The sequence below is a fragment of the Phyllobacterium sp. MT110 genome, from assembly GCF_058792715.1.
In genome coordinates this window covers 336,987-350,736 of the sequence record NZ_JBXAFE010000002.1, presented here as the reverse complement: position 1 = coordinate 350,736, position 13,750 = coordinate 336,987, and the positions used below count along the sequence as shown (strand labels likewise).

12 protein-coding genes are annotated in these 13,750 nt (G+C 59.3%); 8 read left to right on the top strand and 4 right to left on the bottom strand.

Annotated elements, in window-relative coordinates; genetic code table 11:
* Positions 1 to 169: 169 nt before the first annotated feature.
* On the top strand, positions 170 to 1,555 hold the full coding sequence (locus tag AC1Q5O_RS13280; protein WP_492563547.1) for an aminotransferase-like domain-containing protein: 1,386 nt from the start codon (positions 170 to 172) through the stop codon (positions 1,553 to 1,555).
* Here the strand turns inward: AC1Q5O_RS13280 and AC1Q5O_RS13275 are convergent.
* A complete protein-coding gene (locus tag AC1Q5O_RS13275) occupies positions 1,552 to 2,121 on the bottom strand; it encodes a methylated-DNA--[protein]-cysteine S-methyltransferase (RefSeq protein WP_492563546.1) in 570 nt (189 codons plus the stop codon). The two genes, AC1Q5O_RS13280 and AC1Q5O_RS13275, sit on opposite strands and share 4 nt — an antisense overlap.
* Before the next feature lie 28 nt (positions 2,122 to 2,149).
* Positions 2,150 to 2,956 carry a DeoR/GlpR family DNA-binding transcription regulator gene (locus tag AC1Q5O_RS13270; protein WP_492563545.1) on the bottom strand — a complete coding sequence of 269 codons (807 nt, stop codon included), beginning with the start codon at positions 2,954 to 2,956 and terminating at the stop codon, positions 2,150 to 2,152.
* Between the two features lie 175 nt (positions 2,957 to 3,131).
* Between AC1Q5O_RS13270 and AC1Q5O_RS13265 the strand changes: the two genes are divergently transcribed.
* The 6 genes from AC1Q5O_RS13265 to ppa all read left to right on the top strand — a co-directional run bounded on the left by AC1Q5O_RS13265 (position 3,132) and on the right by ppa (position 11,562).
* Complete coding sequence (locus AC1Q5O_RS13265; protein WP_492563543.1) at positions 3,132 to 4,028, top strand: phosphotransferase; 897 nt, start codon at positions 3,132 to 3,134, stop codon at positions 4,026 to 4,028.
* The gene (locus AC1Q5O_RS13260) at positions 4,025 to 6,466 is read left to right on the top strand and encodes a GcvT family protein (RefSeq protein ID WP_492563541.1); all 2,442 of its coding nucleotides are present in this window, start codon (positions 4,025 to 4,027) and stop codon (positions 6,464 to 6,466) included. The genes AC1Q5O_RS13265 and AC1Q5O_RS13260 overlap by 4 nt, the downstream gene beginning before the upstream one ends.
* 283 nt (positions 6,467 to 6,749) lie before the next feature.
* The gene (gene mgtE / locus AC1Q5O_RS13255; protein ID WP_492563539.1) at positions 6,750 to 8,135 is read left to right on the top strand and encodes a magnesium transporter; all 1,386 of its coding nucleotides are present in this window, start codon (positions 6,750 to 6,752) and stop codon (positions 8,133 to 8,135) included.
* Positions 8,136 to 8,333: 198 nt separating this feature from the next.
* Positions 8,334 to 10,163 carry a translational GTPase TypA gene (typA, locus tag AC1Q5O_RS13250; protein WP_105734256.1) on the top strand — a complete coding sequence of 610 codons (1,830 nt, stop codon included), beginning with the start codon at positions 8,334 to 8,336 and terminating at the stop codon, positions 10,161 to 10,163.
* 134 nt (positions 10,164 to 10,297) lie between these two features.
* Positions 10,298 to 10,804: a GNAT family N-acetyltransferase gene (locus AC1Q5O_RS13245; RefSeq protein ID WP_223613846.1), complete on the top strand. Its 507-nt coding sequence runs from the start codon at positions 10,298 to 10,300 to the stop codon at positions 10,802 to 10,804.
* A 221-nt stretch (positions 10,805 to 11,025) separates the two neighbouring features.
* Positions 11,026 to 11,562, top strand: coding sequence for an inorganic diphosphatase (ppa, locus tag AC1Q5O_RS13240; protein ID WP_105734254.1), 537 nt, complete (start codon positions 11,026 to 11,028; stop codon positions 11,560 to 11,562).
* 1 nt (position 11,563) lies between these two features.
* On the opposite strand, the gene AC1Q5O_RS13235 is transcribed toward ppa, so the two are convergent.
* Both AC1Q5O_RS13235 and AC1Q5O_RS13230 read right to left on the bottom strand, forming a co-directional pair.
* Positions 11,564 to 11,887 (bottom strand): DUF167 family protein, encoded by a 324-nt coding sequence (locus tag AC1Q5O_RS13235; protein WP_492563945.1) that lies wholly within the window; start codon positions 11,885 to 11,887, stop codon positions 11,564 to 11,566.
* A 15-nt stretch (positions 11,888 to 11,902) separates the two neighbouring features.
* Positions 11,903 to 12,193 (bottom strand): YggT family protein, encoded by a 291-nt coding sequence (locus AC1Q5O_RS13230; protein WP_492563536.1) that lies wholly within the window; start codon positions 12,191 to 12,193, stop codon positions 11,903 to 11,905.
* A 313-nt stretch (positions 12,194 to 12,506) separates the two neighbouring features.
* Between AC1Q5O_RS13230 and AC1Q5O_RS13225 the strand changes: the two genes are divergently transcribed.
* On the top strand, positions 12,507 to 13,748 hold the full coding sequence (locus tag AC1Q5O_RS13225; RefSeq protein ID WP_346305184.1) for an MFS transporter: 1,242 nt from the start codon (positions 12,507 to 12,509) through the stop codon (positions 13,746 to 13,748).
* Positions 13,749 to 13,750 lie beyond the last annotated feature (2 nt).

Sequence of the window (13,750 nt, the reverse complement as noted above, 5' to 3'; positions counted from 1 at the left end):
GTATGCTATTTTATATACATACACATACAATCTGCATACTATCTGAAAGAAATATACGGATTGTATGCGGGTAAACAAGCATGACGCTTTGTCACACGGAAGATTTGTCCTTGTTCTAATGACAGATCATGGGTAATTGTATGGTTCACTCCCATACAAAGAGTCCATCATGACCACCTGGAAACCCCGTATCGCCGCCAGTTCCCGCTACAAGCATCAGGGGATTGTCGATGCGCTGGTCGCAGACATTGGTTCCGGCATTCTCAAACCCGGCGATGCGCTGCCGCCGCAGCGCGCGATTGCAAAAGAGCTTGAAATCGATCTGACCACTGTCACACGGGCGATGACCGAAGCGCGCCGCCTCGACCTCATTGAAGCGAAAGTCGGGTCAGGCACGATCATAAAGGGTGCCCTGACACCGCCGGTCCAGGGCATGGCATCGCTTCTGACGGATCTCGACCTTACCATGATCATTCCGCCGCAGCCCCCGGAAGCGGATCTCCACAGTCACTTGATCCACGGTGTCAGTCATGTGCTCAACGGCGCGTCAAGCCATTTTCTCAGCTACCAGGAAAGCACGGGGACGGAAGCGGCGCGGGCCGCCGGGACAAAATGGCTGGCACCACGTTTTGGCGCAGCCCCGTCGGCCGATCGGCTGCTGGTGGCAGGAGGCGCCCAAAGCGCACTCTTTGCCATTTGCAGTCTTCTGGCCGGGCGCGGCTCCATCTGCACCGGAACCCTCACCTATCCCGGCCTGAAATCCGTGTGCGCGGCGCTCGATATTCCCCTGCACCCGCTCGCCATGGACAGGAACGGCATCATTCCCGATGTGTTCGAGAGTTGCTGCAGAACCCTGAAACCGAAGGCGATCTACCTCTGCCCGTCCATCGACAATCCGACGACAGTGACAATGCCGCTCTCGCGCCGGCAGATAATCGTCAGCATTGCCCAGCGCAATGACGTGATGATCATTGAGGATGACCCCTATGCGGAACTTCTCGATGCGTCGCTGCCGGCCATCGCCTCGATAGCGCCCGACATCACCTGGCACATCGCCACGCTGTCGAAATGTGTCACGCCGGCGCTGCGTGTCGCCTATGTGGTCTGTCCTTCCGCGCTGGATGTGCTGAAACTCGCATCCAGCCTGCGCGCCAGCAACCCCACCGCATCGCCACTGCTGATGGCCATCGCCACCGCCTGGATCAATGACAGCAGCCTTTACGGAATCGCCGCGGCCATTCGTGAGGAAAGCAGCGCCCGGCAGGCAATCGCACGGAAAGTGCTGAAGGACTGGCATTTTGCCGCCCATCCCGCCGGGCATCACCTGTGGCTCGATGTGCCGGTTCAGTGGAGTGCTGCGGAATTCTCCGCATTGGCCCGCCGGTCCGGCATCGGCATCGTCCCTGCTTCGGCCTTCAGCATAGCATCCACTCACCCCGAAGCGGTGCGGTTGTCACTGGGTGCGGCGCCGAACAGGCCGAGACTGGAGCAGGCACTGGTCCTGCTCGACCGACTGCTGCACGAGCCGCGTTTCGCAACCGGAATCCTTGTTTAAAGAAAGCTTCCCTGCGCCGTGATGGGGTGAAACACCGGTTGTCCGGATGTCTGGGCCGCAATCCGATGTTCGAGATCGAGAAGGAAACGTTTGCGCGGCTGGCCGCCGCCATAGCCGGTCAGCGATCCGTCCGCGCCAATGATCCGGTGACAGGGAACGACAACGGCGATGCGGTTCTGCCCGTTCGCTCCTCCCACAGCCCGGCTCGAATTCGGCCTGCCAAGCGCCTGCGCCATACCGCCATAGGTCCGCGTTTCGCCGTAGGGAATGGCGAGAAGCATCGACCATATCGTACGCTGAAACGGTGTGGCAGGCAAAAACAGCGGCGTCTCGAACCGCGTGAGCACGCCGTTGAAATAGGCGGTCATTTCCCTGTCGACCTGATCGAGATAGCGGTGCTCACCCGGTATGATCGTGTAGCGATAGCGCTGCTCCAGCTCGTTGAGCTCCGCGGGCAGCGCCGGCCGGTCGGCGAATTCCAGCAGAGACAGCCCCTCATCATTCGCCATGGCGATCATGGGGCCGATGGGTGTCTGTATATGCCTGTAGCGCAGCGTCTTTGTCACGATCCTCTCCCGACTCACCCGGGTGATTTTATCCGCCCGCGACTTGACCGCCACCCGTTTCTTGCCGAGCACCTTCGCCGACGATGTTGACCTTGGCTCCGGCCCGGCCAAGCGCCTGCAGAATATCGGCGGGAGGGGATGAATCCGTCACCAACTCGTCGAAACCGGTGAAATCGCAGACCTGAACGAGACCATGCCGGCCGAACTTGGAAGCGTCGGTTACCACAACCGAACGTCCGCCGCGCGACAGTACCATGCGCGCGAACTCGGCCTCTTCCAGATTATAGTCCATCAACCCGTGCGTCGCGTCGATGGCGCCGATGGAGATGATCGCATGGGCAACGTTGAACCGGCTGACAAAGTCGATGGCAAAAGCACCGAATGCCGCGCCATTGTCGCTGCGCAATTCGCCTCCCGCCATGAACACCTTGTTGCCGTTGACGGTCGCCAGCGTCCGGGCAATATCGGATGAATTGGTCACGACCGTCAGGTTACGGTGGTGCAGGAGTTCGCGCGCCAGAAAGCTGGTGGTCGTCCCCGTATCGAGCATGATCGAATCTCCGCCGCGGATCGTGCCCGCCACATGCCGGGCAATTGCCCGTTTGGCGCTGGCGTTCTCCCGCATACGCCGCTCGAACGGCGCTTCTCCCAGATGCTGCGGCAATCCCACGGCGCCGTGGGTGCGCACGATCACCCCTTCATCCGTCAGGGGTTTGACGTCGCGCCGGATCGTTTCAAGCGAGACACCCAGTCTTTGTGCGAGATCCGCAATCGAGATTGTGCCCTCGTCCTGCAGCACTCTGGCAATCTCGCCACGCCGTTTGGAACTCATCAAACACCTCTTCAATCCCGCAACTTCACGCGCTTTCCGAAAGTAATACCACATAAATTTTATGAAACAGTCATAAAAACCACAAAATCTCACAAATCTGGATTGACAACATCAGACATGCGGATGAGATTTGCTGCAGTGAGCGCCCAATCCGGGCCCTTGTTTTCTGGATTGCCCCATGCCGCAGACCCAGACCAGTGAAGCTCGAATTGCTGCCTTGCCGCTTTGGCATGGCAACATCCGCATATCGATGCTCAAGGGCGGGATCAGCAATGAGAGCTATGTCGTCGAGGATGATACCCGCAAATATGTGGTGCGCTTCGGCAAGGATTATCCCTTTCACCATGTCTTCCGCGACCGCGAAGCGATGACGGCAAAGGCGGCCCATCGCGCCGGTTTCGCGCCGGAACTTTTCCACGCGCAAGACGGCATCATGGTATCGGCGTTTCTCGGGGCGAAAACCTACGATTCCCAGGACGTGCGCACCAACATTGTGGGTGTTGCAGAGTTGATCCGGCGGTTTCACACGGCAATGCCCGAGCATGTCACCGGCCCCGGTTTCATGTTCTGGGTGTTCCACGTGATCCGCGATTATGCCCGCACCCTGAAGGACGGCAGGAGCCGCATGGCCGGCCACCTGGACGGCTACCTCGCCATAGCCACGGAGATGGAGGCGGCACAGATGCCCTTGCCGATCATCTTCAGCCACAATGACCTTTTGCCTGCCAATATCCTCGATGACGGCAAACGCCTCTGGCTGATCGACTTCGAATATGCCGGATTTTCCACGGCCATGTTCGATCTCGCCGGCATCGCCTCCAATGCGGGCCTGAGCGACGACGAATCGGACGTGCTTCTCACCGCCTATTTCGAGGCTGCGCCGGATTACACGCTGAAACGTGCCCATGCCGCCATGCAATGCGCCTCGCTGCTGCGCGAGGCGATGTGGGCGATGGTATCGGAATTGTATCTCAACGCACCCGGCGTCGACTACGTCGCCTATACCCACGAAAATCTGGAGCGGCTGGATCAGGCGCTCGACCGGTTTCGAACCACCTATGGAAACAGATCATGACCGTGCCCAGTCACGCCCAGATCGTCGTCATCGGCGGCGGCATCATCGGCTGCTCCACCGCCTATCATCTCGCCAAAGATCACAAGGCCGATGTCGTTCTGCTCGAACAGGGGCAACTCACGTCAGGCTCCACCTGGCACGCGGCGGGCCTGGTCGGTCAGTTGCGCTCCTCCGCATCGATCACACGCGTCCTGAAATACTCCGTCGATCTCTATAAGCGCCTCGACGAAGAAACCGGTCTGGCAACGGGCTGGAAAATGACCGGCTGCCTGCGCCTTGCCACCAATCCGGACCGGTGGACCGAGTTCCGCCGGCTGGCGACGACCGCCGGCAGCTTCGGCATGGAGATGCACCTGCTTTCGCCTGCGGAGGTCAAGGCCATGTGGCCGCTGATGCGGGTCGACGATCTGGTGGGCGCAAGCTGGTTGCCGACAGACGGGCAGGCAAGCCCGTCCGACATCACCCAGTCGCTGGCGCGGGGCGCCCGCATGAACGGCGCGAAACTCATCGAAAACATCCGCGTGACCGGATTCGAGATGGACGGCGAACGCATCGTCAAGGTCAAGACGGACCAGGGTGACATTGCCTGTGAAAAGGTGGTCAATTGTGCCGGCCAATGGGCACGCCAGGTTGGGGCGATGGCAGGGATCAATGTGCCGCTGCAGCCCGTCAAGCACCAGTACATCATCACGGAAAAGATCGATGGCCTGTCCTCCAACGCGCCGACAATCCGCGATCCCGATCGGCGTACCTATTTTAAGGAGGAGGTGGGTGGGCTGGTCATGGGCGGTTATGAGCCCAATCCGCAGGGCTGGGTGACCGGCGATGTGCCGGAGGACTGGCAGTTCCGCCTGTTCGACGACGATTTCGATCATTTCGAGCAGCATATGCTGCAGGCCATCGAACGTATTCCGGCGCTCGAAACCGTCGGCGTCAAACAGATGATCAATGGCCCCGAGAGTTTCACGCCGGACGGCAATTTCATCCTTGGCCGGGCTCCGGAATGCTCCAACATGTTTGTCGGCGCAGGCTTCAACGCCTTCGGCATCGCCTCGGGCGGCGGTGCCGGTTGGGTCCTCGCGCAGTGGGTCGTCGATGGCGAAGCGCCTCTCGATCTGTGGACCGTCGACATCAGGCGCTTTTCCAATCTGCATCGCGACCGTGAATGGGTCCGGGACCGCACGCTGGAGGCCTATGGCAAGCATTACACGATCGGCTTCCCGCACGAAGAATATACGTCAGGGCGGCCAGCCATCGTCTCGCCGCTCTACAAGCGCCTGCAGGAGCATGGCGCGGTCTTTGGTTCAAAGCTAGGATGGGAGCGGCCCAACTGGTTTGCCCCGGCAGGAACAGAGCCCGTTGATGTCTATTCCATGGGCCGGCAGAACTGGTTTGACCAGGTCGGCAAGGAACATGCGCTGGTGCGTGAAAACGTCGGCATTTTCGACCAGTCGTCATTTGCCAAATATGAACTGACGGGCAAGGACGCGTTAAAGGCACTGGGCTACATCTGCGCCAATGATGTCGCCAAGCCTGTCGGGCGCCTGACCTATACACAACTTCTCAACACGCGCGGCGGCATTGAGTGTGATCTCACGATCGCGCGGCTTGCCGAAGACAAGTTCTATATCGTCACTGGCACCGGTTTCCGCACCCATGACTTTGCCTGGATCAGGGAGCATATCGGCGAAGGGCTGGAGGCGCGTCTCACCGATATCACCGAGCATTTCGGCACGCTTTCCCTGATGGGGCCAAAGGCGCGGGATGTTCTCGCCCGTGTCACGGATACCGATGTCGGCAACAGCGCCTTCCCCTTCGGTCACGTCAGGGAAATCACCATTGCCGGAGCAACGGTCCGCGCCCTGCGCGTCACCTATGTCGGCGAACTCGGCTGGGAACTGCACATCCCGATTGCCGCGACCGGCGCCGTCTTCGATGCCCTGATGCAGGCCGGTGCCGATTTCGGTATCAAGCCGGTCGGATACCGGGCATTGGAATCCCTGCGGCTGGAAAAGGGTTACCGTGCCTGGGGCGCCGACATCACGCCCAATGACTCGCCTTTCGAGGCTGGACTGGGCTGGGCCGTCAAATTGCGCAAGGATACGGAATTTCTCGGCCGGAAGGCCAGCGAGGCCATTCAGGCAGCACCACTCAAGAAGCGCTTCGTTGGTTTTACCGTTACGAGCGAGGACGCGGTTCTCCTCGGGCGCGAAACAATCCTGCGCAACGGCGAGGCGGTCGGGTACCTGACCAGCGGCGGCTTTGGCTATACGCTCGGCAAGGCCATCGGCTTCGGCTATGTGCGCCATGCCGAGGGTGTCACGGATGACTTTCTGACCGGGGGAACCTATGAACTTGTCGTCGCCAATGAGCGCTTTCCCGCCGCGATCCATCTCGAGCCGCTCTATGATCCGCACAACGCAAAAGTGAAGGCGTGAAGCGTCCGGCGCCCCGTCAGACAAGCCCGCTGAAACAGCAGAAAATCAGCGCCCTGCGGCATAATTTCCGGGGGGTTGACTTTCCCCGTAGAGGGGACCAAATGGCAGCACGCAGCTGATATATTTTCAACCGCGTATCACCAAACCGGAGTCTATCTCTTATGCCCAGCGACGACAGTTACAGTCGATTGTTTGCGCCGTCATCGGCGATCGTGGCCTGATTTCAAGAGATCAGCTCGCCCCGATCAGCCATGACGGCGGATCGACGGAAAGGCGAGCTAAAATGAACGACCTTCGCTTAAACCAGGATGCAGCCAATGCTGATTTGGCAACGGCATCCAATGTGGCTGAACAGCTTGCGTCCATGCAGGCTGCTGATGCTGTCGAATTGCTCAATGAGCTCGATGTCGAGGATGCAGTCGGCATTCTGGCAGAAATGCCGCGGGATCACGCGGTTCTGATTCTGGATCAGCCGGAACTCCATTCGTCCGCCGAGATTATCACCGCGCTTCCCCCCGTTATTGCGCGGGAATTGCTCGATGCCATGTCGGCAGACCGCGTGACGGATATTTTCCAGCAGTTCGACGACGAAACCCGCATTCGTCTTGCCGCCAGCCTCGGCCAGGAAACCAAGGCAGCACTGCGCAAACTCCTGCATTACCCGCCCCATACGGCCGGCAGCCTGATGACGACGGAATTCGTCAGCGTTCCCGCCAACTGGAGCGTCGCTGCAACGCTTCAGCACATTCGTGAGGTGGAACGCTCGCGCGAAACGATCTATGCGATCTATGTGACCGATCCGAAGACCAAGGGTCTGCGGCGCGCCGTCGCCTTGCGCCGCCTGATCACCAGCGAACCGAACGACTCCATCATGAGTGTCGGCCGCGACGTGGCACCGGTCACGGTTGGTCCGCTCACCGATCAGGAAGACGTGGCCCGGCTGTTCCGCAAGCACGATCTGCTCGCCGTTCCCGTGGTGAATGACGACAATCACATCATCGGCATCGTGACCGTCGATGATGTGATCGACGCCATGACCCAGGAAATGACCGAGGATACCCTGAAATTCGGTGGTATGGAGGCGCTCAACAAGCCCTACATGCAGATCGGGTTCGTCCAGATGCTGCGCAAGCGCGCCGGCTGGCTCGGCGTGCTGTTTCTCAGCGAAATGCTGACGGCCAGCGCCATGCAGTATTTCGAGGGCGAACTGGAAAAGGCTGTGGTTCTCACCCTGTTCATTCCTTTGATCATGAGTTCGGGCGGCAATTCCGGCTCCCAGGCCACATCCCTGCTGATCCGTGCCTTAGCATTGCAGGAACTGCGTCTGAAGGATTGGTGGCGCGTTGCGCTGCGGGAACTGCCGACCGGCCTGGCGCTTGGGTCTTTCCTCGGCCTGATCGGTGTTATCCGCATCACCACATGGCAGATGGCTGGTCTTTATGATTACGGCCCGCACTGGATGCTGATTGCAGCGACCGTCGGCGCCGCCCTGATCGGCATCGTGACCTTCGGCTCGCTTGTCGGCTCCATGCTGCCCTTCATCCTGCAGAAGATCGGATTCGACCCTGCCAGTGCCTCCGCACCCTTCGTGGCCACGCTGGTCGATGTGACCGGGCTGGTGATCTATTTCTCGATTGCGCTGGTCTTTCTTTCCGGCACCCTTCTTTGACCAATCGCGCGGCAAATTCCCGGATTTGCCGCGCGCGGGACCGCCCGAGAACCGTTACATCCGCATAGCTGTAATGCAGACAGCGGCCATCCAAACGCGCATCCCCCCTTTCGCATTTGCGAAAAAACATGTAAAGAGCGCGCAAATGCAAAGCGGCGCCAGCATGTGTGCGTCCTCAATCCTCCAAAAGAGAAACTCATGAAACTGCGCAACATCGCGATCATCGCACACGTTGACCATGGCAAAACCACGCTTGTCGACGAACTTCTGAAACAGTCCGGCAATTTCCGTGACAACCAGCGCGTTGCCGAACGCATGATGGATTCGAACGACATCGAAAAGGAACGCGGGATCACCATTCTCGCCAAGGCCACTTCGGTTGTCTGGAAGGACGCACGCATCAACATCGTCGATACGCCCGGCCACGCCGACTTCGGCGGCGAAGTCGAACGTATCCTCAGCATGGTCGACGGCGCGATCGTTCTCGTTGACGCTGCCGAAGGCCCGATGCCCCAGACCAAATTCGTGGTCGGCAAGGCCCTCAAGGTTGGCCTGCGCCCGATCGTTGCGATCAACAAGATCGACCGCCCGGATGCGCGTTACGAGGAAGTCGTCAACGAGGTCTTCGATCTCTTTGCCGCTCTGGATGCCACCGACGAACAGCTCGACTTCCCGATCCTCTACGGTTCAGGCCGCAATGGCTGGATGGCACGCAACCCGGAAGGTCCGCAGGACCAGGGTCTGTCCGCCCTCTTCGACATGGTTCTCGAACATGTGCCAGCGCCAACCGTCGGCGAAGGCCCGTTCAAGATGATCGGCACGATTCTCGAAGCCGATCCTTTCCTTGGCCGCATCATCACCGGCCGCATCCATTCCGGCACGGTCAAGTCGAACCAGCAGGTCAAGGTCCTGCACGGCGACGGCACCCAGCTTGAAACCGGCCGCATCTCCAAGATCCTCGCATTCCGCGGTCTTGAGCGCCAGCCGATCGATGAAGCCCATGCGGGCGACATCGTGGCCATTGCCGGCCTGCAGAAGGGCACGGTTGCCGATACATTCTGCGCGACGGAAGTCACCGAGCCGCTGCATGCGCAGCCGATTGATCCGCCGACAGTGACCATGTCCTTCATCGTCAACGATTCTCCGCTGGCCGGCACCGAAGGCGACAAGGTTACCAGCCGCGTCATCCGCGACCGCCTCCTCAAGGAAGCTGAAGGCAATGTTGCGCTGAAGGTCGAGGAATCCGGCGACAAGGATTCGTTCTTCGTATCGGGCCGCGGCGAATTGCAGCTCGCCGTTCTCATCGAGAACATGCGCCGCGAAGGTTTCGAGCTTGGCGTATCGCGTCCGCGCGTCGTCATGCAGAAGGACGAGAACGGCAACATGCTCGAGCCCATCGAGGAAGTGCTGATCGACGTCGACGAGGAATATTCCGGCACGGTCGTGCAGAAGATGTCCGAGCGCAAGGCCGAAATGGTCGAGCTGCGTCCATCCGGCGGCAATCGCGTCCGCATGGTTTTTTACGCGCCGACCCGCGGCCTCATCGGCTATCAGTCGGAACTTCTGACCGATACACGCGGTACGGCGATCATGAACCGCCTGTTCCGCGCCTATGAGCCCTTCAAGGGTGAAATCTCCGGCCGCAACAACGGCGTTCTGATCTCCAATGACCAGGGTGAATCCGTTGCCTTCGCCATGTGGAACCTTGAAGATCGCGGCCCGATGGTTATCGAAGCCGGCGTCAAGGTCTATGCCGGCATGATCATCGGCATCCACTCGCGCGACAACGACCTGGAAGTGAACGTGCTCAAGGGCAAGAAGCTCACCAACATCCGCGCTGCCGGCAAGGATGAAGCCGTCAAGCTGACACCGCCGATCCGCATGACGCTGGAACGCGCCCTGTCGTGGATTCAGGATGACGAATTGGTGGAAGTCACGCCGAAGTCCATCCGCCTGCGCAAGCTCTACCTCGATCCAAACGAACGCAAGCGTTTTGAAAAGAGCAACAAGACAGCCGGCGCCGCATAAGGCGAAGATGTGACAGCTTAATAATCAGAGAAAGCGGCGATTTTCGCCGCTTTTTCTTTTTGGTGCACGACACGAAAAATCGTTTTGAAAGCCAGTTGCGAAGTCCCGGTGCCCGGGTCTATGGTTAAGAAACCATGAACACCCATGTGACCGAGATCAGACGTGCAGAACTGGCCGATGCGGGCGCAATTTCCGCCGTGCATCTGGCTGCCTGGCAAGGTGCCTATACGGGTATCATTCCGCATCGTTCGCTCAATACCATGCTGCATCGCCGCGGTGCGGACTGGTGGGCAAGAGCCATTCGCCGCTCCACGCAAATTCTCGTCGCCGACATTGGCGGCGTTGTCGCCGGCTATGCCACACTGGGCCCCAACCGGGCGCGGCAGCTGCCGCAGAAAGGCGAAGTCTACGAACTCTATATCCGTCCCGAGTATCAGGGACTGGGTCTTGGAACACGGCTCCTGGGCGCCTCGCGCCGCAGCCTCATCGATCAGGGGCTGAAGGGCATGGTCGTCTGGGCGCTTGAGGACAATGATCTTGCGGTCAGCTTCTATGCCAGCGCAGGCGGCAAGGACGTGGCCGAAGGCGTCGAATGTTTCGAAGGCAAGACACTGAAGAAAATCGCCTTCGTCTGGAATTGATCACCGGAAATGCTTCCTCCCACCCGCGAAGCGGCGGGTCCTCCCGTCATTTCGAAGTGCACTATTTGTTGTGCTGCCCGCCATTGCATGGCCTTGCCGGCGCTTATTTCGGTCAATTCAGCCTGCTCCCGCGTTTTCGGGACGTAGATATGCGATGCAATTCTTGCGCCAGGCCGTAAAAATCTTTACAGCACTCCCAAACCAACAAGGACTCTGAAAATATGCGCATTGATGCCATTTCGGTCGGCAATAATCCTCCTGAAGATGTCAACGTAATCATCGAGGTTCCAGTCGGCGGCCAGCCGATCAAATACGAACTCGACAAGGATTCCGGCGCCCTGTTTGTCGACCGGTTCCTGCACACCCCGATGACCTATCCCGGCAATTACGGTTTCGTGCCGCACACCCTGTCGGATGATGGCGATCCGATTGACGTTCTGATCTGCAACACCCGCGCCCTGATGCCCACGAGCGTGATCAACGTGCGCCCCATTGGTGTTCTGGTTATGGAAGACAACAAGGGCCAGGATGAAAAGATCATCGCCGTGCCGTCGCCGCACCTGACACTGCGTTACGAGAAGGTCCACAACTACACGGACCTGCCCGACATCACCCTGAAGCAGATCCAGCATTTCTTCGAACACTACAAGGATCTGGAACCCGGCAAGTGGGTGAAGATCGGTGACTGGGGCGATGAAGATGCGGCCCGCAAGCTGATCACCGAAGCCATCGAGCGTCACAACGCCAAGAAGGCCTGATTTATTCCTCGGGCGATCCAAGTGCGGCCAGCTTCATTGCCAGCGCCTCGGGATCGCCCGAAATCATTACCTGCTTCAGCCGCGATGTGGCGCCTGCGCCAATGCAAACATCCCGTGCTGCAATGCCAAGCCATTTTGCCAGCAGCTTTTCCAGCGCCGCATTGGCCTTTCCATCTTCCGGCACTGCCCGCACGCGCGCTTTCAGATGCGCTCTGCCGTCATCCGTTGCTTCAACACCTTCCACCGCGTCTTTGGCTGACTTTGGCGTCAACCGGACAAAGAGCGTGATGCCATCGCGCTCTTTGCGAAAGAAGCCCGCGTGCAAAGCCAAGGCGCTGACTTAAAACAGCGCTGGCGCAATCGTCGTTGCGAGAAACCGCTGAAGGAAGAAAATGATCAGCAGGAGGATGATCGGTGAGATATCGATGCCGCCCAGATCAGGAATGAACCTGCGTATGGGGCGCAGCGCCGGTTCCGTCACGCGATACAGAAACTCACCAATCGAAGCGACAAAGTGATTGCTTGTATTGATCACGTTGAACGCATAGAGCCATGAGAAAATTGCGCTGGCAATGATGACGTAGGAATAAAGCGTTAGCGCCAGATTGATGGTTTCGAGAAGGGCGAGCATGGGTTTCTCCTGATAATCACGACATGTAGCGATTGGCGTGCTTTCGAGCAAGAGGCAGCAGCTCTCTTGGAGTTGCGTTTGGACTTGCGGTCCCAGCCATGGCTGACGCCAGCAGCGCTGTTACCAGGCAATCACCCGGAAGGTTCTTCCCGGCAAGGACTGAATGCTCAATCCCCCAAGCGTGATTTTGGGCCGGTTGATCCGGCCCATTTTTTCACCCTGCTCAAACGATATAATAATTCATATTTATTGATCCCCCTTCGTCCGGATTTGTTCTAGAAGAGGTTTCCAGATTCCGGAGCCTTTCATCGCAATGTCCCTCCCAGAAATGAATGCGGCGCATGATCGCTATGCCGCCTTTCGCCATTCATCCTTCACGCGATACTGGCTGGCACGCTTTTTCGGCTCCTTTGCCATCCAGATCATCAGCGTGTCCGTCGGCTGGCAGATTTACGATCTGACGCGCGATCCCTTTGATCTGGGCCTCGTCGGGCTCGTCCAGTTCGCCCCATCACTGCTGCTGGTTCTCGTCACCGGTGCCGCCGCAGACCGGTTTGGCCGCCGCTTCATCATGGGGCTTGCACTGGGTGCGGAAGTGATCTGCGCGGCGCTGCTGTTGCTGCTGACCCTCACCCACACGTTCACCCCGCTCACCGTCTTTGCCATTCTCGCCGGCTTCGGCGTGGGGCGCGCCTTTCTTGGACCGGCTTCCGCCTCGCTGGTCGTCAATCTGGTGCCAACCGAAGTATTTTCGAACGCCGTATCATGGAACTCTTCCGCCTGGCAGATCGCCACGATTGTGGGCCCAGTGGCCGGCGGCCTGCTCTACGGCCTGTCGCCCGCCATTGCCTACGGCATCGCGACGGTCCTGCTGGCTGCCGCCACGATCTGCATTTTCTCCATCCCAAAACCCGCCCAGCATACGCTTACCGAGAAAAAATCGCTTCAGACGCTGCTGGCAGGCTTTCACTACATCTGGAAAGAGAAAGTCGTTCTCGGCGCGATTTCGCTCGATCTGTTTGCCGTCCTGCTCGGCGGTGCCGTGGCGCTTCTGCCGGTCTATGCCCGCGATATCCTGCAGCTTGGCCCCTGGGGGCTTGGAATGTTGCGGGCAGCGCCGGGCATCGGCGCCATTCTGACTGCGCTCTGGCTGGCCGGCCATCCCATTCGCGACCATGCCGGCATGATCATGTTCCTGTTTGTCGCGCTGTTCGGCTTGCTCACCGTCATGTTCGGGGTATCCAACCTCGCATGGCTCTCCATCGCCCTGCTGGCCCTGATGGGCGCGGCTGACATGATCAGCGTCTACATCCGGGAAACCCTCCTGCAACTCTGGACACCAGACCACGTCCGCGGCCGCGTCAATGCGGTCAACATGGTCTTTGTCGGCGCGTCCAACGAGTTGGGTGAGTTCCGCGCCGGTATCATGGCATCGCTGATCGGCACGATCCCTGCCGTCGTCTTCGGCGGTGTCGGCACGATTGCCGTCGCGGGCCTGTGGGCTTACCGGTTCCCGCAATTGCGCAAGGCACGCAACCTGCAGGGCCGGACATAGAC